This is a genomic window from Achromobacter sp. JD417 (assembly GCF_041879325.1).
GTDB lineage: Bacteria > Pseudomonadota > Gammaproteobacteria > Burkholderiales > Burkholderiaceae_B > Achromobacter > Achromobacter mucicolens.
The window spans coordinates 5,813,478-5,837,588 of sequence record NZ_CP087159.1; the positions used below are offsets into that span (position 1 = coordinate 5,813,478).

The window sequence follows — 24,111 nt, forward strand, 5'->3', positions numbered from 1 at the left end:
ATGTCTGCTGAATCACCTGCCGTTTCCGTCGTCACCCACGCCCAGCGCATCGTCGCCAAAGTCGGCTCATCGCTGGTCACCAACGAAGGCCGAGGCCTGGACCGCGCCGCGGTCGCCCACTGGGCCGCGCAGATCGCCGCCCTGCACAAGCAGGGCAAGCAGATCGTGCTGGTGTCCAGCGGCGCCATCGCGGAAGGCATGGCACGCCTGGGCTGGCGCAAGCGCCCGTCCGTCATGCACGAACTGCAGGCCGCGGCAGCCGTGGGCCAGATGGGACTGTGCCAGGCCTACGAGGCCGCCTTCGCCGAACACGGCCTGCGCACCGCGCAGATTCTGCTTACCCACGAAGACCTGGCCGACCGCCACCGCTACCTGAACGCGCGCAGCACGCTGTTTGCCCTGCTGCGTTTGGGTGTCGTGCCCATCGTGAACGAAAACGACACGGTCGTGACCGACGAAATCCGGCTGGGCGACAACGACACGCTGGGCGCGCTGGTCACCAACCTGATCGAAGCCGACACGCTGGTCATCCTGACCGACCAACGCGGCCTGTACGACTCCGACCCGCGCAAGAATCCGCAAGCCAAGTTCATGTCGCACGCCCAGGCGGGCGACCCCGCGCTGGAAACCATGGCGGGTGGCGCGGGCAGCGGCATCGGCACCGGCGGCATGCTGACCAAGGTGCTGGCCGCCAAGCGCGCGGCCCACAGCGGCGCGCATACCGTCATCGCCTCGGGCCGCGAACGCAACGTGCTGACGCGCCTGGCCCAGGGCGAGTGCATCGGCAGCGAACTGCAGGCGGTCGTGCCGGTGTGGTCGGCGCGCAAGCAGTGGCTGGCCGATCACCTGCGCCTGCGTGGCCGCGTGGTGCTGGACGACGGCGCCGTGCAGGCGCTGCTGCGCGAAGGCAAGAGCCTTCTGCCTATCGGCGTGACCGACGTGGAAGGCGAATTCGGCCGCGGCGACGTCGTGGCCTGCGTCGACAGCCAGGGCCGTGAATGCGCCCGCGGGCTGATCAATTATTCGTCGGCCGACACGCGCCGCATCCTGCGCCAGCCTTCGTCGCAGATCGCGCGCATCCTGGGCAGCATGACCGAACCCGAGCTCATGCACCGGGACAATCTGGTCGTGCTGTAGGAAGGCGCGGCAGCAGGATATATCCCCACCCCCGCACCGCCAGCAAAGGAAGATCGATATTGAACCGGCGCGCCTTGTTGCGCAGCCGGGACACGACCACGTCCACGCGCCTTGCGCTGTCCAGGGGATCGCGCGCTTGCGCCGGAAAGAAGCTCTCGCGATGAAGACAGTGGCCGGGCGCATTGAACAACCGGATGAGAACGGCGCGCTCGCGAAGGGTAAGCGGCAGGCGCTCACCGCGGGGGCCCACCAGCATGCGGCCAAATGCCACGACGCGCCAGTCGCCCGGTCCGCACCGCGCGCGCCGGCACAGGCTGCGCAGCAGCGCGTCCCACTCCAGGAGTTCCATGTCCGGCGGCACGCAGGCGTCGACCCCTGCGTCCAGCGCCGCCGCGCGCTGCGCCGTGGTGGCGCCGCCGTCCTGCCACACCACCCGCGCGCCCGGCGCGGCTTGGCGCATGCGGTCAACAAGATCGGCCTTGCCGTCGCAAGGCCCTTGCACGACAAGCAGATCCGGCGCGTCACCGGACACGTGTTCGAGCAGGGCGTCCACCGATGCAAAAACGCGCGTGTCCCAGTCGAATTGGCGCAGCGCACTGGCCAGCCGCCACCCCGCAATGTCCTCGGATCGCACGATAAATACGCTGCCCCGCTCCCACATGCGACCTTCCCTCTGTTATCACCCTAGTGTTATTTATATCCACCAACGTGACAGATCGGCAAGCTTCAATCGCCCTGTGAAAACATTCTCAGACCGACTGAAGCATGCGCGTCTTCTTCGTGGCCACACGCAGAAGGCGCTCGCCCGTCTGGTGCGCATCTCGCAAAGCGCGATCGGCAGCTACGAAAGTGGTCTGCGGCATTCAAGCCGATCCGCGCGCAAGCTGGCGCAAGTGTTGAAGATCGAAGTCGAATGGCTGGAAACCGGCAAGGGTCCCATGGAGCTTCCCCTGGACGCCTACGACCTGAGCAATACCTTGCCAGTATCAGGCGTTTCCGAGTCGGCGCCGCGCCCCGGCGGCCGGCCCCGTCCGCTGGCGCCGTGGCCCTATCCCAACATTTCACCGTCGCAATTCGAATCGCTGACGCCCGACGAACGGGCAATGCTCGAAGCGTTAACCCAGACCTTCATCGAAACGACACTGCTTCGTCGCGGCATCAAGCCGCGCGGCCGCAAGATCGGCTGATCGCGGCCTCTGCGCGCGGACCGCGACACACCGGGCCGCGCCGGGGGGGCAACGCTTCAAGATCACGACACTGCGAGCCGCATCGAGCGGACCAATTTTTCCCGTTCTCGCGGACGCCTGGCGCGCACGTTGAATGCGCCTTCCAGGACAAAAATGCAGACGAAAAAAAACCGGCCACGTAAGCCGGTTTTTTTGCGCACCCCGAGATCAGGGCTTGGCAGCAGGGGCCGGCGCGGGCGCCGTTCCGCCTGCGGCGGGCACGGCATCGCCGCGGATGCGCGCGGCGATTTCGGAGGCCGCCTGGGCCGAAGGCACGCCAAAGGCCAGGACGCCACGGTTCAGGGGCTCGCCGATGAGCGGCGCGGCAACCAGTTCCTGATCGATCACCAGGGCCAGCACGCTGCCGACGTTGGCGGTGCTGACGGCGGTCAGCTTGCGGGTGCCGGCTTCGGAGAAGCGCAGACCCACGAAGTTCTGGCCTTGGCGATCCACCAGCGCGGCGGCATCGGTCAGGTCGGCGCGCGTGAGCACGGGCGTTTCCTGCAGATAGAGCTTGCCGTCCGGCAGGTTCACTTCACGCAGGCCGGCGCCGGGTTCGCGCTTGGCCAGATAGAAATCCACGCGCGCGGCGGCCGCGGGCGTGGTCGATTGCTGACCCGCCGGGGGCGTGGCCGTGGCGTCGGACGTCTTAGTCGGGGCCGTCTTGCAACCCGCTAGCGCCAATGTCACGACTACGAGGGCGGGCGCCAATGTGCGTAGGTTCAGTTGCATGCTCGATTCCTTCTTAAGTGGGCTGATGCCGGACGGTAAGACTCTAAGACTGTACACGCGGCGTGTGGAAAAAAGTGTACCGAACCTGCATGGCGGTGTCTGTCTAGACTGAATCCAAATGTAAAGCAGTAATACCAGCCTCGTTCAAACGCCCTATCCGCGCGGGTTGCGAGGGTGCTCGCAGATTGTTCAATGCGCCGCGTCTGCTTGGCTCTATACTGCGCGTTCACGCAGGGGTACTCGTCCCGCCATCCACGGCGGCGACGTGTTGAGAGAGTCCCTTCGTACCAGTACGGATAATGCCGATGCTGGGAGCGTATTCCCGCCACGCGTCTTCGCACGTCCTGGGCGGGAGTCCATCCCGATCGGCTCCAACCACTCGCTTGGAGCTTTCCATGAACGCAAATCCCAAATTTTTGGCCGCGACCGCCGAAGTCGACGCTGCGGCCGTCGCACCGCTGCCCAAATCACGCCGCGTGTATGAGGTGGGCTCACGCCCGGACATCCGGGTCCCCTTCCGGGAGATCGAACAGGACGACACGCCGACGATGTTCGGCGGCGAAAAAAATCCGCCGCTGACGGTGTATGACTGTAGCGGTCCCTACACGGACCCGGACGTCAAGATCGACATCCGCCGCGGCCTGCCGGAACTGCGCCGCGCGTGGATCGAGGAACGCGGCGACACGGAGCTGCTGTCCGGCCCGACCAGCGACTACGGCAAGTCGCGCCTGACCGATCCCAAGCTGACGGCAATGCGCTTTGACCTGCAGCGCCCGCCGCGCCGCGCAAAGTCCGGCGCGAACGTTTCGCAGATGCACTACGCGCGCCGCGGCATCATCACGCCGGAAATGGAATACGTGGCGATCCGCGAAAGCCTGCGCCGCGAGCACTACCTGCAAACGCTGCGCGACAGCGGCCCCGACGGCGAAAAAATGGTCAAGCGCCTGCTGCGCCAGCACCCGGGCCGATCGTTCGGCGCGGCCATCCCCGCCGCCATCACGCCGGAGTTCGTGCGTGCCGAAGTCGCCCGCGGCCGCGCGATCATCCCCGCCAACATCAACCACCCGGAAGTGGAGCCGATGGCCATCGGCCGCAATTTCCTGGTGAAGATCAACGCAAACATCGGCAATTCCGCGGTCAGCTCGGGCATCGGCGAGGAAGTGGAAAAGATGACGTGGGCGATCCGCTGGGGCGGCGACACGGTGATGGACCTGTCGACCGGCAAGCACATCCACGAAACCCGCGAGTGGATCATCCGCAATTCGCCGGTGCCGATCGGCACGGTGCCGATCTACCAGGCACTTGAGAAGGTGGACGGCAAGGCCGAGGACCTGACCTGGGAAATCTTCCGCGACACGCTGATCGAGCAGGCCGAGCAAGGCGTGGACTATTTCACGATCCACGCAGGCGTGCGCCTGCCGTTCATCCCGATGACCGCGGACCGCATGACGGGCATCGTGTCGCGCGGCGGCTCGATCATGGCCAAGTGGTGCCTGGCGCATCACAAGGAGAGCTTCCTGTACGAGCGCTTCGAAGAGATCTGCGAAATCATGAAAGCGTACGACGTGAGCTTCTCGCTGGGCGACGGCCTGCGTCCAGGCTCGGGCTACGACGCAAACGACGAGGCGCAGTTCGCGGAACTGAAGACGCTGGGCGAACTGACGCAGGTGGCGTGGAAGCACGACGTGCAGGTGATGATCGAAGGCCCGGGTCATGTGCCAATGCAGATGATCAAGGAAAACATGGAGCTGCAGCTGGAACACTGCCACGAGGCGCCGTTCTACACGCTGGGCCCGCTGACGACGGACATCGCCCCGGGCTACGACCACATCACGTCTGGCATCGGCGCGGCGCTGATCGGCTGGTATGGCACGGCGATGCTTTGCTACGTGACGCCGAAGGAACACCTGGGGCTGCCGAACAAGAAGGACGTGAAGGACGGCATCATCACGTACAAGATCGCGGCGCACGCGGCGGACCTGGCCAAGGGACATCCGGGCGCGGCGATCCGCGACAACGCACTATCGAAGGCGCGCTTCGAGTTCCGCTGGGACGATCAGTTCAATCTGGGTCTGGATCCGGATACGGCGAAGGAATTCCACGACGAGACGCTGCCTAAGGATTCGATGAAGGTGGCGCACTTCTGCTCGATGTGCGGCCCGCATTTCTGCAGCATGAAGATCACGCAGGATGTGCGGGATTATGCGGCGGCTCAGGGAGTCAGCGAGAAGGAAGCGCTGGCGAAGGGGATGCAGGAGAAGTCGGTGGAGTTTGTGCGGAAAGGGAGTGAGGTTTATCACCGGCAGTGAATTGCTGGCGGGTGATTTGGTTGATGGAGTGAAGGGGTTGTGACTTGCGGCTTGCGGGTCGCGGGTCGCGGCTTGCGGTGGATCGGGTTCTTTAGACGCCCGGCGCGTCGTGGGCCTGGGGCGGGCGGGGCTCCGATTGCGGTCCGGAGCCTTCGCTCCGGACTGCCCCGTCGTCATCCTCGTCCGCCTTCGGCTCCCTTCGGATTCCCTCGGGCGCATCTAAACGCCCCGCCCGCCCCAGGCCCACGCCACACCGGGCTTTGCAGTTGAATCTTTTCGGGCGGCGGGGGGAGTCGGGTTCTTGAGGTTCTTGCCTGCGGAGGTGTGGGAGAGAAAGGTCTTGCGGGGCCCGCCCCCGGGCGGCCGCGCGGGCGGCCTTCGTGGGCTTACGCGGAGTCTTGCGTCGTCGCTATGACGCTTCGCGTGTGGCTGCTTCCTCTTAAGGTGCCTGACACCCTGGTGAGAGGCACTTCATGCCGAATTCACCTCCCGAGGGTGTCAGACACCAGCAGCAGCAAACGGTCTCGCCAAGTTCCGGCACGACCGCCATTGATCCTAGGGTGTCAGACACCGGCAGCGGCAGACGTTCTGGGCGGGTTCAGGCAGAGACGCGATAAACAAGATACCGTCTTGACCGTCAAGCGTTCAGGCGTAGTCGGGCCGATACGGTGTCCGAGTTTTAAGCACGCCGAAGCATAGATGCACCAGCTTTCTCATGGCCGCGCCTAGCGCGGCCATTTTGCTCTTTCCAGCTGCTAAGAGCCGCGCGTAAAGCGCACCAACGTGTGGGTTGAAGCGCTTGCTGACGATAGCGGCCATGTAGAGGGTGGCACGTACCGTGCTGGGACCCGTTTTAGATAGCCGCGGCCGGCTGTTCAGACTGGTGCCGGACTGGCGTTGCACCGGTACCACCCCCAAGTAGGAGGCCAAGCCCTCGGCTGACTCGATGGGCCGGTTATGCATGATCGACAGGATCGCGTTCCCCGCTCGATCCCCGATGCCGGGGATGCTGGTCAGCAGTTCTCGATCCTCCTTCAGGTCCGGGTGGCGGTCGATGTGGTCATTGATCGCATGATCCAGGCGTTTGATCTCTTCGCGCAGGAACGCGATCGTTTTGGCGATGGATCCCTCGACCAGCACGGGTGGATCACTGAACTGCGTCTTCTCCTGGCGATTGAGTTCGCGCTGCAGATCCTTGGCCAGCGCGTCGCGCCGAGCCAACAAGGCCCGTAGTTGACGGGCATGCAGCGGCGCGGGGCGCCACAGCCCAGGCTTGAGCGCCTGACCGTAGCGGGCCAGCACGTAGCTATCGATCCCATCGGTTTTGGAGCGCACCGCCAGCGCACCGGCGAAGTCGCGCACCTGGGCAGGGTTGACCAACGAGACACTGACCGAAGCGTCATGCAGGGCCGTAGCAGCCTGCTCATGGTATTGCCCTGTGGGCTCGAGCACGGCATGCAACTGCGCCGGCTCGGCTCCCTGCTTGGCGCACCACTGCAGCAGCGTCTGCACGCCCGCTATCGAGTTGGGTACGACCTTGGTCTTGCGTTTGTTGGCATCGCTGCCAAGCAGCGTGCAATCCAGCTTCGCCTTAGAAACGTCAATTCCGAGAAAAAACATAAACCTAAGCTCCCTTGCCAATACCAAAGAAGCCCGCTGCGCCCACTTGCCTTGTACATACAGGGTCCAATGCCCTAGGCTACCGTCCAGTGTCCAGCCGGCTCAGAGGTGCGGAACCGAGGCGTAATCTGAACCACAAAGTCCAGGCTCTAGGTGTCTGAACACGCTCATCGGTCCGCTTGTAGCGATAGCTAATCACTACAGTGGCCAAGATACAAGGGTGTCTGACACCCTGGTGAGAGGCGCTTCATGCCGAGTTCACCTCCCGAGGGTGTCAGACACCAGCAGCAGCAAACGGTCTCGCCAAGTTCCGGCACGACCGCCATTGATCCTAGGGTGTCAGACACCGGCAGCGGCAGACGTTCTGGGCGGGTTCAGGCAGAGACGCCATAAACAAGGGTGTCTGACACCCTGGTGAGAGGCACTTCATGCCGAGTTCACCTCCCGAGGGTGTCAGACACCAGCAGCAGCAAGCGCTCTCGCCAAGTTCCGGCACGACCGCCATTGATCGTCAAATGAACTCCAGTGCTCGATGGGCGGCGCGCGTAGAGGTGGGCAGGTTGTAGCTGGCCGTCGACGCGCGCCGCCCATCACCGCCCCTCCCCCGTCGGAGAGCACCATTAGCAAGCCGATCCCCGCCAGCGCGCTAGCGCACATCGCCCCGACGACCAGACGCTCATATGCCGATTGCCGCCGCCCGGGCGGCAGCAATTCGGCGGCCCCGCAGATCTCCTGCCCTGACCACAGGTCTTACAGCGCCACATACCAAAGACCCTCGCAGCACGGCGTCGCGGTCACCGTGGGTGCGAGCGCCGTCGATGCGCCCGAGGGAATCTGAAGGGAGCCGAAGGCGGACGAAGATGACGACGGGGCAGTCCGGAGCGAAGGCTCCGGACCGCAATCGTGGGCGATCGTGCCCACGGTGACCGCGGCGTCGGGCGACCTACGAAGATCCGATGCAACTACGAAGATCTAAAGCCACGACAAGCTCCGTGCCCCCCCGAAGATCCGCGGCAACTACGTAGATCCGCTGCACCTATGAAGATCCGACCTACGCAGATCCGCTGCAACTACAAAGATCTAAAGCAACCACGAAGATCTAATGGAACAACAAAGCTCCGTCCACCCCGAAAATCCAAACCAACGCCTACAACAACTTCCCAGGATTCATAATCCCCGCAGGATCCATCACCTTCTTGATCTCCCGCATCAACCGTAACTCCACGGCATCCTTGCTATGCAGGAAATGCTCACGCTTGAGCTGACCAATTCCGTGCTCAGCCGAAATACTCCCCCCATACCGGTTCACTTCATCCAACACCGCATCCGTGATCGCAGCCCCATGCTCCGCGACCCAGTTGCGGTCTGCGCCTGCCGGGCGGGACAGGTTGTAGTGCAGGTTGCCGTCGCCGAAGTGGCCGAAGATGAACGGGCGGATGTCGGGGTACAGGGCGCGTACGCGCGCTTCGGCCGATTGCATGAAGTCGGGAATGCGCTCGATCGGCAGCGATACGTCGTGCTTCAGATGGGGGCCGTCGGCGCGTTGGGCTTCGGAGATTTCCTCGCGCAGCTTCCACAGCGTCTGCAATTGCGCCAGTGACGCCGAGACCGCGGCGTCCAGGCACAGGCCGCGTTCAAGCGCCGTGCCGATGACGTTTTCGAGCAGCGTGTTGAGCGCGGCCTCGTCGGTGGTGTCGGCCAGTTCCACCAGCACATAGGCCGGGTAGCGTTGTTCGAAGGGCTCCTGCACGCCCTCGGCGTGCGTCAGCACCAGGTCCAGGCAATCGCCGGTGAAGAATTCGAAGGCTTGCAGGCGTGCGCCGCATTGTTCGAACAGGATCTCGAACAGTTGCAGCGCCTGCGCCGGGGATTCGACCGCGGCCAGCACGACGGAGCGCACGTCGGTGCGCGGGTACAGGCGCAGCGCGACGGCGGTGATGATGCCGAGCGTGCCTTCCGACCCGATGAGCAGTTGCTTGAGGTCGTAGCCGGTGTTGTCCTTGCGCAGGGTGCGCAGGCCGTGAAAGATTTCGCCGGTGGGCAGCACCGCTTCTAGGCCGAGGACCAGTTCGCGGGCCATGCCGTAGCGCACCACGTTCACGCCGCCGGCATTGGTGGCGACGTTGCCGCCGATCTGGCTGGAGTCTTCCGCGGCCAGGCTGAGCGGCAGCAGGCGGCCGGCGTCCTGGGCCGCGCGGCGCAGGTTGCCCAGAATGGCGCCGGCCTCGGCAACCATGGTGTTGGCGACGGTGTCGATGGCGCGCACCGCATTCATGCGGTCCAGGCTGATGACGACGTTGTTGGCGCCGCCGTCGGGCGTGGCGCCGCCGCACAGGCCGGTGTTGCCGCCGCGCGGCACGACCGGCACGCCGGCTTCCTGGCACAGGGCGAGGCATGTGGCGACCTCGGCTGTCGTGCGCGGGCGCACGACGGCTTGGGCCTGGCCGTTATACAGGCCGCGCCAGTCGGACAGCCACGGGGCGATGTCCGCCGGGTCGGTGAACACGGTATCGGGGCCCAAAGCCTGGACCAGCCGTTGAGAAAAGTCGGTTGCGCTCATGAGATGTGGGATGCGGCGGGAAAGAGAAGATCGAGTTGCAGGCGGCCGGCGGCTTGCTGCAGGTGGCGGATGGCGGCCTGGCGGGCGCGGTCCGGATCGCGCGCGCGAATGGCCTCGAACACGGCGACGTGTTCCTGGTGCACGGCGGCGGTCAGGCCTTCCTGCAGGCGGCTGTTTGACCGGGCGGTGCTGACGGCCAGGCGCAGCTGCAGGTTCAGGTATTGCAGCAGGTCCTGGTAGTAGCTGTTGTGCGTGGCCGTCGCGATGGCGACGTGAAAGGCGATGTCGTGTTCGACGCCCGCCTCGGGGTGGTCCAGATGGGCCTGAAGCGAGGCGAGGGCCGATGCCATGGCGTCCAGGTCCGACGCCGTGCTGCGAACCGCAGCCAGCGCGGCGGCGCCGCCTTCCAGTTCCATGCGCAGTTCGTAGACGTTGGCGAGCTTGTCGCGGTCGACCGCAATGCCGGTGGACACCTGGAAGCCCTGTGCGCCCGTGCGCGAGACGACCGTGCTGCCCGACCCCTGCCGGCTTTGGATCAGGCCCTGCGCGCGCAGGCGTTCCGTGGCTTCGCGGATGACGGCGGCGCTGACGCCGTACTGCTCGGCCAGCACACGGCCGGACGGCAGCTTGGCACCGACGGCGTGGATGCCGTCGGCGATTTCGCTGGCGAGCTGGCGGGCGACCTGCTCGGTGAGGGTGAGGCTCTTGGTCAACATGAGCGGATTATAGGCAGATTTTTCAGGTTATCTGATAACTTCAATTGTTTCAGAGCGCCTGTCATGCGGTCCGTATGCCGTGATGGTGAAGCGCGAAAATCAGTGAACGGCGTCCAGATTTGGACAGATTCGGCCCCGCACGGCCGCGGCGGACGAGCGCCGTCGCTTCAAGCGGCGACCGACGCGCTTTGCAGGCCTTCGCTTTCAGCGATGACTTGGCCTTGGTCGACCACGCAGCAGCGGCCGCCCTGCGCCTTGGCCCGGTACAGCGCCGCGTCGGCGGAATCCAGCGCGCCTTGCGGGGTGCGGTTGGCGCCCGACATGATCGAGATGCCGATGGACAGCCCCACGCAGACCCGGTTGCCGTCGGCCAGCGTGATGGGCTGCGAGACGTCGCGCAGCAGATGCTCGCCCAGCCGCAGCGCGGCCGTGGCGTCGATGCCGGTGACCAGGACGATGAATTCGTCACCGCCGATTCTTGCGGCAACGTCGTCCACCCGCAGCATGGCCCGCATGCGCTCCGCGATGGTCTTGAGCACCTGGTCGCCCCCGGCGTGTCCGTGGGTGTCGTTGATCCGCTTGAAATCGTCCATGTCCATGTACAGCAGCGCGGCGGCGCTGTCATGGCCGCGCGCGCTGCTACACACACGCTCCAGCGCCGCCAGCAGGCCGGCGCGGTTGGCCAGGCCGGTCAGCGCGTCTTCGCTGGCGCGCCGGTCGCTGTCCCGCTCGGCCAGCATGGTGGACACCAGAATCCGGTTGAGCCGGTGCGAGGCGATGACCATGCTGATGAGATAAAACGGGATCTGGATGAAGACGATCGCCATGACCCATTCGCCCGTGAACAGGGCGCCCAGGCACATGGGGCCCAGGCTCAGGAAGATCATGGCGCCCACCAGCCGGGGCGCGCCGTAGTTGCGAAAGCAGATCCCGCCCGCCATGGCGCCGCACGACACGCCGGCCAGCGTCGCCGCCAGCCAGTCCCCGTTCAGCAAGGTGACGAACACGCCATAGCCCACGCTGAACGCCCAGAGCAGCGCCAGCAGGATGTACAGATCGGTATAGGTGTTGCCGCCCTTGGGGGCCGCCCGCAGGGCGGCGCGCAGAATCGTGACGCGCACCAGCGCGAGCACGATCTCCAGGATCAGCCACGAGACGTACAGCGGTTCGGGCCGGCGCCACGCGACGACGCCCGAGATCATCAGGGTGTTGATGACCCCGCCGGCAAAAATGGGGAGCGTGCCGAACAGACTGGCAATGAGCGCCGCGCGGATGTCCGCAGGCGTGTCATGCCCGGAATGCGTCAGCCAACGCGTCAGCCGCCACTTGGGCAAGCTGAACTTCAGTCCTGTATCCACGCCGTCATATCCATGACCATCTACCCGAATTCAGTAGGCTGGCTGGCGTTATAGCAGGTATTTGAAACCTTTAGTATTGTCCTTGGGTGCAATACGGGCGGTCTTTAGCCGTGCCCGCGGTGCCCGCAAACCGTGCATTCAGGGTCGCGCTGCACGTTGACGCTGCGCCATTGCATGGTGCGCACGTCCAGCCAGAGCAGGCGTCCGGACAGGCTTTCGCCCACCCCGGACAGCAGCTTCAGGGCTTCGGCGGCCTGCATGCTGCCGATGATGCCGACCACCGGCGCGAACACGCCCATGGTGGCGCAGTTGGCTTCCTCGACGTCGTCGGCTTCGGGAAACAGGCAGTGGTAGCAGGGTGCGTTGTCGTCGCGCAGGTCGTAGACGCTGACCTGGCCGTCAAAGCGGATCGCGGCGCCCGAAACCAGCGGCTTGCGATGCTGCACGCAGGCGCGATTTATGGCGTGACGGGTGGTGAAGTTGTCGGTGCAGTCCAGCACCAGGTCCGTTTGGGCGACCGCGTCGGACAGGGCCTGGTCCTTCAAGCGCTCGACCCGGGCATGAACGCGGGTCTGCGGATTGAAGGCGCCCAGCATGTCGCGGCCGGACTCGGCCTTGGGACGGCCGACGCTGGCGGTCGTGTGCAGGATCTGGCGTTGCAGGTTGCTCAGTTCGACGACGTCGTCGTCGGCCAGCGTGATGTCGCCCACGCCGGCGGTGGCCAGGTAGAGCGCGGCGGGCGAACCCAATCCGCCCGCCCCCACGATGAGCACACGCGCCGCCAGCAGTTTTTCCTGCCCTTCGATCCCGAGTTCGTCCAGCAGGATGTGGCGGGCGTAGCGCAGCAGTTGCTCGTCGTTCATTTGTCCTTGCTGGGCTCGACTCCGGTCGGCGTGATCTTCATGCGCTGGGGCGTCCCGCCGCCGGCCTTGGCGTCAGCCTTGGCCTGGGCGCGGGCCGAGCCCTTCTGCACCGGCTTGCCGGCCAGCAGGTTCAGCGCCTGCTGAAGCTGGAAGTCGTCCTTGCCGCCGAATTCAAACACCTTGGCCGGCAGTTCCACGTTGTCCTGGTCGGCGCTGGACTTGATCTCGTTGGTGGTCTGCTGGTTCGACAGGTGGCGTTGCAGGTCGGCTTCGCGCGGCAGGCGGAACAGGTCGCCGTCGGCCGTGTCGGCAACGACGTAGTCCGGTTCGATGCCGGTCGCCTGGATGGAGCGGCCGCTGGGCGTGAAGTAGCGCGACGTGGTGAGCTTGACCGCGGTGGATTCGGACAGCGGCAGGATCACCTGCACCGAGCCCTTGCCGAACGTGCGGTTGCCCAGCACCTTGGCGCGCTTGTGGTCCTGCAGCGCACCGGCCACGATTTCGGATGCCGAAGCCGAGCCCACGTTCACCAACACCACCATGGGGACCGTCTTGGTCCAGGCCGGCAGGCCGGACAGGTAGTTGCTTTCGCCGCGAGCGTATTCCGAAGGCGTGGCCAGGTACTTGTGGCGGGCGTCCGGGGTGCGGCCGTCCGTGGACACGATGAGCGCATCGGGCGGCAGGAACGCGCCGGACACGCCAATGGCGCTGGTCAACAGGCCACCCGGGTCATTGCGCAGGTCCAGCACGAGGCCCTTGGGCGGTTCCTTCGCGCCCAGCTCCTTGAGCTGGCGGGCGAGATCGGCGCCGGTCTTTTCCTGGAACTGGGCGACGCGCACGTAGGCGATGCCGTTGTCCAGCATCTTGCTGCGCACGCTGCGCACCTTGATGATGTCGCGCACGATCTTCACGACGATCGGCTGCGGCCGGTCGGCGCGCATGATCGTCAGGGTGATGGGCGACTTGGGCGCGCCGCGCATGAGCTTGACCGCGTCGTTCAGGGTCATGCCCTTGGTGGGCGTGTCGTCGATCTTGATGATGAGGTCGCCAGCCATGACGCCCGCGCGGGCGGCGGGCGTGTCTTCGATGGGCGAGATGACCTTCACGAAGCCGTCTTCGGCGCCGACCTCGATGCCCAGGCCGCCGAACTCGCCTTGCGTCGCGGTCTGCATCTCGCGGAACGCGTCGGCATCCAGATAGGCGGAGTGGGGATCCAGGTTCGACACCATGCCGGAGATGGCATTGTCGATCAGGGTCTTGTCGTCGACGGCCTCGACGTAGTTGTTCTTGATGGCGGCAAACACATTGCTCAGTTGCCTGAGCTCGTCCAGAGGCAGGGGGCTGCCGCGCTGGGCGACCGCAGTCACGCCAACACTGAGCAACACGCCAGCCACCGCACCGATGGCAATCAGACCGAAACCGCGAAACTTACGAGTGCCCATGCACACTTCCCGAATTTTGTTTTCGCCGATGGGTTTGGTAATTTACCAACGGTATTTTTCCAACGACATTCATTTACCGACAGCATCTGCGCCGATCGCATCCCAGCAAACCGGTGCACGACCGGCCGACCTACATCTACTGCGCCAGCCATTGGGCCGGGTCCACTGGAGCGCCACGATGGCGAATTTCAAAGTATAGGCCGGATTCCACTTGGCCGCCGGTTGCGCCGACGGTTGCAATAGTATCGCCGCCAGCCACCGGATCGCCCACCCGTTTGAGCAGGCTCTGGTTGTAAGCATAGACGGTCAGGTACTGCTGGCCATGATCCACAATGATCAGGTTGCCAAAGCCGCGCAGCCAATCGGCGTAAACCACAGTACCGGGGGCCACCACCTTGACGGGCGTCCCTTCTGGCGCGCGCAGCACCACGCCCCGCCATACGCCCCCGTCCGGGCGATCCACCCCGAACCTGCCCTGCACCTGGCCGCGCACCGGCATGGTCAGCCCGTGCCGCAGACCACTGCCGCCGCCCACGGGCGGCGCCTTTGCGGTCTGCTGAGCCGATGCACTGCGCGTTGGAGTGGCGGGCTCGTCAATCGGTTCCGTCTTTTTGGGCGGTTCGGCAGGCTTTGTTTGCGCCGGCGTGTCGGCGGGCCCGCCAATGCGGGTCTGCCGCTGCTCGGCGGGACGCAATCCGGCGGCATCCGGGTCGGCCACGGCCACCGGCCCCCGATTCTGGCGGGCGGCCGCCTCGACCTGTTCGCGCGCCTGGGCGGCCTCGCGGGCTTCGGTGTCGCGGCGGGCGCCGTCCTCGGCGACCTTGCGGTCGGCCTCGGCCTTGCGGCGGGCGTCCTGCGCGCGGCGTTCGGCCTCGGCGCGCTTCTTGGTTTCTTCGGCCACGCGGCGGGCTTCCTCGGCCGCACGCCGCGCCTCCTCGGCCCGGCGGACTTCCTCGGCGCGCTTGCGCGCCTCTTCCGCCTTGCGCGCTTCCTCGATCTGCTTGGCAATCGCCGCGTCCAGATCGGTGATGAGCCGTGACAGGCGCTGGTCGTCACGCCCGAGCTTGTTGGCCTCGGCGCGCTGGGCTGCGATCTGTCCTTCCAGCTGGGCCAGCAGGCTGGCGCGCTCTTTTTGCTGCGCGACCAGCGCAGTTTTCTGTTCGGAGGTCTCGGCGACCCCTTTTTCGATCTCGGCGCGGCGTTCATCCGCGCGGGCTTGCAACGCCGCCAGGCGGTCGATGTCGGCCCGCAAGGCCTTGACAGCGTCGGCCCGGGCGCGGGACACGTAGTCCAGATAGCCCAGATTGCGGCCCAGCACCTGGGGATCGTCGCCGGAGAGCAGCGCCGTCCAGGGCGACAGGCCGCTGGTGTATTGGGTGCGCAGCTGGTCGGCCAGTTCGACGCGGCGCTTGGCCAGCACGGCCTCCTGCGCGGCGATCTGCTTTTCCAGCGACGCGAGATCGGCCGTCGCCTTGCGGTTGGCCTCGGCCAGTTCCTTCAGGCGCAGGTTGATCCGGGAAATGGACGATTCCGACTGCTTGAGCGCGTCGGCCGCTTCTTTGCGGGCGGCCTCGCGGTCGTCGATTTCCTTTTGCAGGCTCTCGATGCGGTCGCGCAAGGCGGCCTGCTGTTTCTCGGCATCGGACTGACGCCCGGCAAGGTCGCTGGGCGCGGCGCGCGCAGGCAGCGTCCCACTGGCCAACATGACCGCCAACAACAACCCCGCCGTGCGACGCATAGAGATATCAGTCCTTCTTGGCCTTGCCCTGGGCTGCAACCGCAGCCATGGCCGCCTCGATCTCGGCGGCATCGCCCAGATAATAGTGGCGGATCGGGCGCAGGTCATCATCCAGTTCATAGACGAGCGGCTGGCCGGTCGGGATGTTCAGGTTGACGATGTCGTCGTCCGACACGTTATCCAGATGCTTGATCAGGGCGCGCAGGCTGTTGCCGTGGGCGGCGATCAGCACCTTGCGGCCGGAACGGATGGCCGGGGCGATCGATTCGTTCCAGAACGGCAGCACGCGGGCCACGGTGTCCTTCAGGCACTCGGTGGCGGGCAGCTGGTCGGCCGGAATCTTGGCGTAGCGGCTGTCGAAACGCGGGTGGCGTTCGTCGTCCAGGGACAACGGTTCCGGGGCGATGGCGTAGGCGCGGCGCCAGATCAGCACCTGCTCGTCGCCGTACTTGGCGGCAGTTTCGGACTTGTTCAGGCCTTGCAGGGCGCCGTAATGGCGCTCGTTCAGGCGCCAGTTCACGCCGACCGGGGTGTACATGGCGTCCATGGCGTCCAGTGCGATCCACAGGGTGCGGATGGCGCGCTTGAGCACGGAGGTGTAGGCCAGGTCGAAGGCAAAGCCTTCCTTCTTGAGCAGTTCGCCCGCCTTGCGGGCCTGTTCGCGGCCCGTGTCGGTCAGGTCGACGTCGGTCCAGCCGGTGAAACGGTTTTCAAGATTCCACTGGCTTTCACCGTGGCGCATCAGTACGAGTTTGTGCATGGTTTGGGGCGCCCGCAGCGCGGGTTAAAGTTGGAGGATGGTTAAGGAATGGGCTCATTTTATAATTGAGTGATTTTGCCCGTGATTCTGCCCCGGCGCACCGCGTCCATGTCCTGGACGCGATGCATCAGGGTTCGCCCCTACCCGGCTGGCCGGCGGACTTGCCGACATGCAAGCCGGCGTAGCGCCAGCCGACGTACTACAGGAAGCCTTCGTGGACCTTTTGCAATTCTTGCTCGATAAAAACAACATTTTCATTGTCGCCGTCGCCGTGGTGTCTGGCGTGATGCTGATCATTCCGGCCCTGCGCAAGGGCCGTACCGGATCTGCCATCAGCACGAATGAAGCCATCCAGATGGTCAACCAGCGCAATGCCGTGTGGGTCGACGTGCGCCCTGCCGAGCAATTCCAGGCCGGCCACATCGCCCAGGCACGAAACGTGCCGGCAGCCGACATCGAGCAGAAGGCCAGCTCGCTGCCCAAGAACAAGCCGCTCGTGGTGGTTTGCGACAATGGCCGCGATTCGGCCCGCGCCGCCGCCAAGCTGCGCGCTCAGGGCTTCACCGACGTCGTGCCGCTGGAAGGCGGCATGCGCGCCTGGTCCGCCGCCAGCCTGCCGGTCACCCAGAAGGGTTGAAGCGGGCGGACTCGCCCCCATCTACCTATTCTTGTACCCACAGGAGCGCCCTATGAACAAAGTCGTCATGTACAGCAAGGACTATTGCCCTTATTGCGCCCGCGCCAAGTCGCTGCTCGAGCAGCGCGGCGTGACTGACCTGGAAATCATCCAGATCGACCGGGAACCGTCCCAGCGCGATGTCATGATCGAACGCACCGGCCGGCGCACCGTCCCGCAGATCTTCATCGGCGATACCCATGTCGGCGGTTGCGACGACCTGATGGCCCTGGACCGCTCGGGTGGACTCACCCCCTTGCTGAACGGCTAATCGCCCCTTTTTGCCTCTCCCACCAACGGAAACACTCATGGCTGATCAAGACCAAAACTCCCAGCAAGAAGGCGGCAACGACGCGCCCTCGTTCAATCTGCAGCGCGTCTACCTGAAAGACCTCTCGCTGGAAATGCCTAACGCGCCTCACGTGTTCCTGGAGCAGGAAGCGCCCCAGGTCGAGGTGAGCATCACCGTGGGCGGTCAGCGCCTGGCCGAAACCGTGTTCGAAACCACGGTCACCGTCACCGTCACCACGCGCATCAACGACAAGGTTGTGTACCTGGTCGAAGGCACGCAAGCCGGCATCTTCGAAGCGGCCAACATCCCCGAAGAACAGCTCGATCCGCTGCTGGGCATTGTCTGCCCCACGATGCTCTACCCGTACCTGCGCGCCAACATCGCTGACGCGATCACCCGCACCTCGATGCCCCCGCTGCACCTGACCGAAGTCAACTTCCAGGCCCTGTACGAACAGCGCATCGCCGAACTGCAACAGCAGCAGGCTGGCGCCGCCAATGGTAGCGGCGGCGACTCGGGCATCATCCTGCCCCCCGGCGCGACCCGCCAGTAAGCACCCCGCGGCGCCCCATGAACCAACCCGCCGAGCCGCGCCTGCGCGTCGCCGTCCTGGGTGCGGGCAGTTGGGGCACCGCGCTGGCGGCGGCCGCCAGCCGCCGCCACCCCACCCAGCTCTGGGCGCGCGAAGCCGCGCAAGCGGCCGCCATGGCCGCCACCCACGAAAATGCCCGCTATCTGGCGGGCATTTCCCTGCCCAGGACGCTGCAGTTTTCCGCCGATCTGGACGCCACGCTGCGCACCTTGCAGGACGACGCCGCGCGCCCCCTGATCGTGCTGGGCGTGCCCGTCGCGGGTCTCATGTCCATCTGCGAGGCGCTATCGCAGCGGCTGCCCGCCCTGGGCCTGCAGGACACCCCCATCGTCTGGACGTGCAAGGGCTTTGAAGCCGACACGGCCAGACTGCCCCACGAAATCATGCGCGAGGCCCTGCCCGGCGCAACGGGCGGCGCCTTGTCAGGCCCCTCGTTCGCCCGCGAGGTCGCGCAAGGCCTGCCCGTCGCGCTGACGGTCGCCAGCAGCAGCCCCGCGCTGCGCGAGGTCACGACCGCGGCGTTCCATGGCGCGGCCCTGCGGGTCTACGCCAGCACCGACCTGGTCGGCGTCGAGGTGGGCGGCGCGCTGAAGAACGTGATCGCGGTTGCCTGCGGCATCTGCGACGGCCTTGCGCTGGGCACCAATGCCCGCGCGGCCCTGATTACCCGCGGTCTGGCCGAGATGACCCGTTTTGGCGTCGCGCTGGGCGCGCAGGCCGAAACCTTCGCTGGGCTGACCGGCCTGGGCGATCTGGTGCTGACCGCCACGGGCGAGCTATCGCGCAACCGGCGCGTGGGCCTGGAGATCGGCGCCGGCCGCAAGCTGGCCGACATCCTGGCCAGCGGCATCACCGCCGAGGGCGTGCGCTGCGCCCGCGCCGCGCTGGAACGCGCCCGCGCCATCCATGTCGAATTGCCCATTACCGAAGCCGTGTGCGCCGTGCTGTTCGAAGGCGTGGCGCCCATGACGGCCGTCTCGGCCCTGCTGGCGCGGGATGCGCGTTACGAAGGGTCCGGCTCCGGCGAGGCCTTCGGCGCCGCCTAGACCGCGCCTCTGTCCATTCCGCTCCGACAACAACACACGACACCCACCCCGAGGAGACATCCTTCATGACGCAAACCCGCAAGTTCCGGGTCGGCCCGCTGCTGCGTGGCCTTTGCCTGAGCCTGGCCGCCATCGTGCCCTTTGCCGCCCATGCCGACTGGCCTGAGCGCCCGATCCACATGGTGGTGCCCTTCCCGCCGGGCTCGTCTCCCGACATCCTGGCGCGCACGATTTCCGAGCCCCTTTCCCAGGCCCTGGGTCAGCCCATCGTCATCGACAACAAGCCGGGCGCGGGCGGCAACATCGGCACGCGCATGGTGGCGCAGGCCAAGCCCGACGGCTACACGCTGCTCTACACGATCAACGGCCCGCTGGTCACCGCCCCCACCCTGTACAAGAAGACGCTGGGCTATGACCCCCTGACCGATCTGGAGCCGGTGTCGCTGGTGGGCACCAGCCCCAACGTGCTGGTGGTGCCGGGCAGCCTGAAGGTCGACAACGTCCAGGACTTCGTCAAGCTGGTCAAAGGCCGCGGCAATTCGCTGAACTACGGGTCGGTCGGCCCGGGCAGCTCGGCCCACCTGGCCATGGAAATGTTCAAGGAAAGCGCGGGCGTGGACCTGGCGCACATCCCGTACTCCGGCTTTCCCCAGGTCATCACCGCCATCATCGGCGGCGACGTGCAGGCGGGCTTCATGGTGCCGGCGATCGCCGTGCCGCAGGCGCGCGACGGCAAGGTCAAGCTGCTGGCCGTGACTAGCCTGCAGCCCAGCGACGCCCTGCCCGGCGTGCCGACCATGGCCTCGCAAGGCTATCCGGATTTCGAAGCCATCTCGTGGAATGCGATCCTGGCGCCGTCCGGCACGCCCACGCCGATCGTCGAACGGCTCAATAGCGAACTGGCGCGCATCATCAACAGCGATGCCGTGCGCAAGCAGCTTGCGCTGCAATACTTCACGCCCGCCCCGTCCACCCCGGAAGCCCTGACCGCCCGCATCAAGAATGAAAAGGCGCGTTGGGATCAGGTGATCGACAAGCTCAAGCTGTCGCTGGACTGAGCTTCCCGGCCGAAGGGCGGCGCCTACGCGCCCCCTTCGTATCCCTGCTGGCGCCAGGCTTCGAACACCGTGACCGCCACGGCATTCGACAGGTTCAGGCTGCGCTGGCCGGCGCGCATCGGCAGCCGCAGCCGCTGCTGGGGCGGAAACATCGCCTGGTGTTCGTCGGACAAGCCGGCGCTTTCGCGGCCAAACACGAACACATCCCCCGGCTTGAAACCGACATCGGCCACGCTGCGCTGCGCGTGCGTGGTCAGCGCGTAGATGCTGGACGCGGCCGCGCCGGTATCTTCCAGCGCCTCGCGCAGCGTGTCGTGCACGCGCACGGGTTGCCACTCGTGATAGTCCAACCCGGCCCGCCGCATGCGGGCGTCATCCAGTTCAAACCCCAACGGCCGCACCAGATGCAGCTGCGCGCCGGTATTGGCGCACAGGCGAATGGCGTTGCCCGTGTTGGGCGGGATCTCCGGGCAGACAAGAATGACGTGGAACATGGCGCAGGGAAGATGAAAAGGCGTGCGGCCGGAAGCGGCCGCAGGCGTGATTGTCGCCGATTTGCCAGGATGGGCCGGCGCGCGGCGGGCCATCGTGTCGGCCAGGTCTGGATGCCGGCCGATGCGCTGTCGGTCGCTTTTGCCTGTCGCGTTGCCCCGTCGCGTTATCTATAGCTTTGCAATGCCGCATTGGCCCTGACGTACGCCGGCAACCCGGCGTACGTCAGGGCGTGCGCGCGGCGACCAGCACCGTGACGCTGGCCGCGCCCGCCGCCATCAGGGCCGCCGCGGCAGCCCCAGCGGTGCTGCCGGTGGTCATCACGTCGTCCACCACCGCCACATGCCGATCGAGAACCGCGCCGGTGCAGGTGAAAAGACCCGCGGCCCCGCGCTGCCTGGCGCGCCGGTCCAGCGTGGCCTGCCGGGGCGTCTCGCGCCGCCGCGCCAGGACAAGGCGAGGCGCGGGCAGCGACAGTTCGGCCGCCAGGCTGCGCGCGATCTCGGCTGCCGGGTTCATGCCGCGCTGGCGCAGCGACGCGCGGCTGGCCGGGATGGGGACCAGAAGCAGATCGCCACGCCAGGCGCCCGCGCCCGGACTGGCTGCCCCGTCCGCCGCCTGCAACGCCTGCGCCATCAGCCGCGCCAGCACCGGCGCCATGCTGAGCCGCAACTGCGTCTTGAGCATCAGGATCAGCGTGTCGCCGGGCGGCGCGTAGTCAAAGGCCGCGATGGTCCTGCTGAATGAGCGCGGCGCCGCCAGGCAGGCCGCGCAATGTTGCCCGCCACCGTTGAGGCGAAGCGCGCACTGCGGGCATCTGGCCGATGCGCCCGGCGGCCCCGCCAGGATGTCGGCCTGACAGCCGGCGCACAGCCGCGCCCCCGCGACCCGTGCGCCGCATAACGGGCAATCGCCGCCCACGCGCGACAGCAGCCGTCGCCCCATGTCCAGTAGGGGCAATCGGAGCCTGCGGCCGGGATGCGCAATAATGTGTGCCATCCCAGATCAAACCATGCTCCGCCCCGGGAGATCCCGCGGGCGCGACCGAAATGTCCCTGCCAGAAACCGCAACGCCCCCCTCCCTGCCCCTCGTCAGCGCCGACGTGCCGCGCCAGTTCGCGCGCCGCGGCGACCTGGCTGACGCCCAATTCCTTTATGGCGAGGTGGCGCGCCGCATGCTCGGCCGCCTGCAGTACATCCGGGTGCAGCCGCAAGCCTTGCTGGACGCCGGCTGCGGCGCCGGCGACAACCTGCCGCTGCTGCGCGAGCGCTACCCGGATGCCGCCTATACCGGCCTGGACAACTGTGAGCCGCTGCTGGCCGAAGCGCGCAAGCGCCACGCACCGGGCGGCCTGTCTGCCTGGATCGGCAAGCTGGCGCGCCGCGGCCCCGCCGCCCCCACGTTCGTCAATGCGGATCTGGCAAACACGGGCCTGCAGCCCGAATCGCTGGAACTGGTGTGGTCGAACATGGCGATGCACTGGCACCGCGAACCGCACGCCGTGCTGGCCGAGTGGCGCCGCATCCTGAAAGTCGGCGGCCTGGCGATGTTTTCCTGTCTGGGCCCGGCCACCCTGCGCGAATTGCGCCAGGCATTGGCCGACGCAGGCCTGCGCACCGCCACGCCGTCCTTCGTGGACATGCACGACTTCGGCGACCTGCTGGTGGAGAACGGCTTTGCGGATCCGGTCATGGACCAGGAAATCCTGACCCTGACCTATCGCAGTCCGGAAAAGCTGCTACAGGACGTGCGCGCCCTGGGCGGAAACCCGGCCGAAGGCCGCCGCGGCGGGCTGGTGGGACGGGATTGGCGCGACCGCCTGTGCGCCGCGCTGGAAGCGCAGCGCAATGCCGACGGACTTATCGTGCTGAGCATCGAGGTGGCGTACGGCCACGCCTGGCGCGCCGCCGCGCATCGGACCGTGGCCGGAGAAACCCGCCTGTCCGTCAGCGCGATCGGCGGCCGGCACCGCGGCGCCCCCTGACACGGGGGCCCCGCCGCTGGCACTTCTAGTGCAGCCGTTCGGGCACGATGACGCCGGGCTCGGACGCGGCCAGGCTCTGCATGGGCTCGGACGTCGCCCGGATCCGGCGGCGCAGCACCGCAGTGGGCTCGGCGGGCGGCGCGACGGGGGCCGCCGTGCCGCGCCAGGCATTGGACATGGCCTCCACCATCAGCGGCAGGTCGCGCAGGCGGTGATACTGGCTGCGCAGCCAGCGGGCATCGTTGCCGGCACGCATGGCATCGTCGCGCAGAGCGGCGATCATGTCGCCCGTGCCCAGTTCCTCGGCCACCGGCATCAGGCGCTGGAACAGCGCACGCAGATGGTCGATCAGGCGCACACGTTGCCCTTCCGGCGTCACGTAGCTGCCCTGCAGGCCAAAACGGCAGGCCTGGAAATGGTTGCTGCGGTAGGACAGCCACGCGTTGTCGCTGGGATCTTCCTCGCGCATCAGCAGCACCGCCAGCACCTGGGCAAACGCCGCCACCTGGCAGGCGCGTTCCACGGTCAGCGGCGTGTCGCAAACACGGATTTCGACCGTGCCGTACTCGGGCTTGGGACGGATATCCCAGTACAGGTCCTTGATGCTTTCGGCCAGGCCGAAGGCGCGCAGTTGCGACAGATGGGCCTCGAACTGGTACCAGTCCTTGACCTCGGCGGGCATATGCCCGGCCAGCGGGAAGCTGTTGACCGCGTTCAGGCGCGAGCACGAGAACAGGGTATCCACCCCCTCGCAGTAGGGGGACGACGCCGACAGCGCGATGAAATGCGGCACGTAGGGCGACAGGCGGCGCAAAAGCTTGATGGAATCATCGCCGCTCTTCACGCCCAGGTGGATGTGCTGGCCGAAAACCGTAAATTGACGCGCCAGGTAACCGTACATTTCGGCCAAGTACTGGAAGCGCGGGGTATCCGAGATGGAGCGTTCCTGCCAGCGCATGAAGGGATGGGCGCCGCCGCCCGCCACCGACACGCCCACCGCGTCGGCCGCTTCAACCAGGGCGTCGCGCATCTCGCGCATTTCGGCCAGAAGGCCCATGGGGTGCTCGTGCACCGAGGAGTTCAGTTCGATCATCGACCGCGTGATTTCGGGTTTGACGCGGTCGGCAATGGGATGATTGGCCATCTGGGCCAACAGTTCGTCAGAGGCTGCAGCAAGGTCAAAACTGCGGGGGTCGATCAGTTGCAACTCAAGTTCGATGCCCAGGGTGTTGGGGGCCGACGAAATGAACGGGATTTGTTCCATCTCGGACTCCTTTGAATGTTTGATGAGGGTATGCGCCGTTCGACCTTGAAGCCCGGCAACTTCCCGGGGGGCGCTAGACGGCGGCTTGTGAACGCATGATAGCCGCAGCTTTGTGGCAAAACGATTGAAAATCGTGACATTTGTGTGCAACATCGCGAATCATCCGGTTTTGCCCTCTGAAGAAAAGTAAGCAAGCGCTTACAGCATAGGATTGGCGCGGGTCGCCACCGCGCCAGGCGCCGAAA

The 24,111-nt window shown here is 66.2% G+C and carries 22 protein-coding genes and 1 riboswitch; of the genes, 9 read left to right on the top strand and 13 right to left on the bottom strand.

Annotated features, from left to right (window positions below):
- Nucleotides 1–1,137, top strand: a complete 1,137-nt coding sequence (gene proB / locus LN047_RS26690) for a glutamate 5-kinase (RefSeq protein WP_373980702.1) — start codon at nt 1–3, stop codon at nt 1,135–1,137.
- Here the strand turns inward: proB and LN047_RS26695 are convergent.
- Nucleotides 1,106–1,771, bottom strand: coding sequence for a response regulator transcription factor (locus LN047_RS26695; RefSeq protein ID WP_373980703.1), 666 nt, complete (start codon nt 1,769–1,771; stop codon nt 1,106–1,108). The genes proB and LN047_RS26695 overlap by 32 nt on opposite strands.
- 103 nt (nt 1,772–1,874) lie before the next feature.
- Here LN047_RS26695 and LN047_RS26700 point away from each other — a divergent pair, with 103 nt between their 5' ends.
- On the top strand, nt 1,875–2,324 hold the full coding sequence (locus LN047_RS26700) for a helix-turn-helix transcriptional regulator (protein ID WP_063952153.1): 450 nt from the start codon (nt 1,875–1,877) through the stop codon (nt 2,322–2,324).
- Nucleotides 2,325–2,531: 207 nt separating this feature from the next.
- Here the strand turns inward: LN047_RS26700 and LN047_RS26705 are convergent, their stop codons facing one another.
- A complete protein-coding gene (locus LN047_RS26705; RefSeq protein ID WP_056320000.1) occupies nt 2,532–3,095 on the bottom strand; it encodes a hypothetical protein in 564 nt (187 codons plus the stop codon).
- Between the two features lie 222 nt (nt 3,096–3,317).
- Nucleotides 3,318–3,426: riboswitch (TPP riboswitch) on the top strand.
- Between the two features lie 64 nt (nt 3,427–3,490).
- On the opposite strand from LN047_RS26705, the gene thiC reads away from it, so the two are divergent.
- Nucleotides 3,491–5,404, top strand: a complete 1,914-nt coding sequence (gene thiC, locus LN047_RS26710; RefSeq protein ID WP_373980704.1) for a phosphomethylpyrimidine synthase ThiC — start codon at nt 3,491–3,493, stop codon at nt 5,402–5,404.
- A 645-nt stretch (nt 5,405–6,049) separates the two neighbouring features.
- Here thiC and LN047_RS26715 read toward each other — a convergent pair.
- From LN047_RS26715 to gpmA, 8 genes are all read right to left on the bottom strand, one after another.
- Nucleotides 6,050–7,024 (bottom strand): IS110 family transposase, encoded by a 975-nt coding sequence (locus tag LN047_RS26715; RefSeq protein WP_373980705.1) that lies wholly within the window; start codon nt 7,022–7,024, stop codon nt 6,050–6,052.
- Between the two features lie 1,147 nt (nt 7,025–8,171).
- On the bottom strand, nt 8,172–9,584 hold the full coding sequence (locus LN047_RS26720; protein WP_142052483.1) for an FAD-binding oxidoreductase: 1,413 nt from the start codon (nt 9,582–9,584) through the stop codon (nt 8,172–8,174).
- Nucleotides 9,581–10,300, bottom strand: a complete 720-nt coding sequence (locus LN047_RS26725; protein ID WP_056319752.1) for a FadR/GntR family transcriptional regulator — start codon at nt 10,298–10,300, stop codon at nt 9,581–9,583. The genes LN047_RS26720 and LN047_RS26725 overlap by 4 nt, the downstream gene beginning before the upstream one ends.
- Nucleotides 10,301–10,467: 167 nt before the next feature.
- A complete protein-coding gene (locus LN047_RS26730; protein ID WP_056319751.1) occupies nt 10,468–11,658 on the bottom strand; it encodes a diguanylate cyclase in 1,191 nt (396 codons plus the stop codon).
- 104 nt (nt 11,659–11,762) lie between these two features.
- A complete protein-coding gene (locus tag LN047_RS26735) occupies nt 11,763–12,521 on the bottom strand; it encodes a ThiF family adenylyltransferase (protein ID WP_373980706.1) in 759 nt (252 codons plus the stop codon).
- Nucleotides 12,518–13,963, bottom strand: coding sequence for a S41 family peptidase (locus LN047_RS26740; protein ID WP_152382862.1), 1,446 nt, complete (start codon nt 13,961–13,963; stop codon nt 12,518–12,520). The genes LN047_RS26735 and LN047_RS26740 overlap by 4 nt, the downstream gene beginning before the upstream one ends.
- Before the next feature lie 136 nt (nt 13,964–14,099).
- Entirely contained in the window at nt 14,100–15,701 is a 1,602-nt protein-coding gene (locus LN047_RS26745; protein ID WP_226847447.1) for a murein hydrolase activator EnvC, read from the bottom strand.
- A gap of 7 nt (nt 15,702–15,708) precedes the next feature.
- On the bottom strand, nt 15,709–16,461 hold the full coding sequence (gene gpmA, locus LN047_RS26750; RefSeq protein ID WP_056319742.1) for a 2,3-diphosphoglycerate-dependent phosphoglycerate mutase: 753 nt from the start codon (nt 16,459–16,461) through the stop codon (nt 15,709–15,711).
- Between the two features lie 214 nt (nt 16,462–16,675).
- Here gpmA and LN047_RS26755 point away from each other — a divergent pair, with 214 nt between their 5' ends.
- The 5 genes from LN047_RS26755 (at nt 16,676) to LN047_RS26775 (ending at nt 20,125) form a co-directional block, all read left to right on the top strand.
- Nucleotides 16,676–17,098 carry a rhodanese-like domain-containing protein gene (locus tag LN047_RS26755; RefSeq protein WP_056319739.1) on the top strand — a complete coding sequence of 141 codons (423 nt, stop codon included), beginning with the start codon at nt 16,676–16,678 and terminating at the stop codon, nt 17,096–17,098.
- A gap of 52 nt (nt 17,099–17,150) precedes the next feature.
- The gene (gene grxC / locus LN047_RS26760; RefSeq protein ID WP_056319736.1) at nt 17,151–17,408 is read left to right on the top strand and encodes a glutaredoxin 3; all 258 of its coding nucleotides are present in this window, start codon (nt 17,151–17,153) and stop codon (nt 17,406–17,408) included.
- 37 nt (nt 17,409–17,445) lie between these two features.
- Nucleotides 17,446–17,982 (top strand): protein-export chaperone SecB, encoded by a 537-nt coding sequence (secB, locus tag LN047_RS26765; protein WP_056319734.1) that lies wholly within the window; start codon nt 17,446–17,448, stop codon nt 17,980–17,982.
- A gap of 17 nt (nt 17,983–17,999) precedes the next feature.
- On the top strand, nt 18,000–19,067 hold the full coding sequence (locus LN047_RS26770) for an NAD(P)H-dependent glycerol-3-phosphate dehydrogenase (protein ID WP_373980707.1): 1,068 nt from the start codon (nt 18,000–18,002) through the stop codon (nt 19,065–19,067).
- A 65-nt stretch (nt 19,068–19,132) separates the two neighbouring features.
- On the top strand, nt 19,133–20,125 hold the full coding sequence (locus LN047_RS26775; protein ID WP_373980708.1) for a Bug family tripartite tricarboxylate transporter substrate binding protein: 993 nt from the start codon (nt 19,133–19,135) through the stop codon (nt 20,123–20,125).
- A 23-nt stretch (nt 20,126–20,148) separates the two neighbouring features.
- Here the strand turns inward: LN047_RS26775 and LN047_RS26780 are convergent, their stop codons facing one another.
- Together LN047_RS26780 and LN047_RS26785 are read right to left on the bottom strand one after the other, a co-directional pair.
- Nucleotides 20,149–20,619, bottom strand: a complete 471-nt coding sequence (locus LN047_RS26780) for a tRNA (cytidine(34)-2'-O)-methyltransferase (protein WP_175236591.1) — start codon at nt 20,617–20,619, stop codon at nt 20,149–20,151.
- 223 nt (nt 20,620–20,842) lie between these two features.
- Complete coding sequence (locus LN047_RS26785) at nt 20,843–21,577, bottom strand: ComF family protein (protein ID WP_373980709.1); 735 nt, start codon at nt 21,575–21,577, stop codon at nt 20,843–20,845.
- Nucleotides 21,578–21,666: 89 nt separating this feature from the next.
- On the opposite strand from LN047_RS26785, the gene LN047_RS26790 reads away from it, so the two are divergent.
- The gene (locus LN047_RS26790; protein WP_373980710.1) at nt 21,667–22,602 is read left to right on the top strand and encodes a methyltransferase domain-containing protein; all 936 of its coding nucleotides are present in this window, start codon (nt 21,667–21,669) and stop codon (nt 22,600–22,602) included.
- 25 nt (nt 22,603–22,627) lie between these two features.
- On the opposite strand, the gene LN047_RS26795 is transcribed toward LN047_RS26790, so the two are convergent.
- Complete coding sequence (locus LN047_RS26795) at nt 22,628–23,866, bottom strand: YbdK family carboxylate-amine ligase (RefSeq protein WP_142052460.1); 1,239 nt, start codon at nt 23,864–23,866, stop codon at nt 22,628–22,630.
- Nucleotides 23,867–24,111 lie beyond the last annotated feature (245 nt).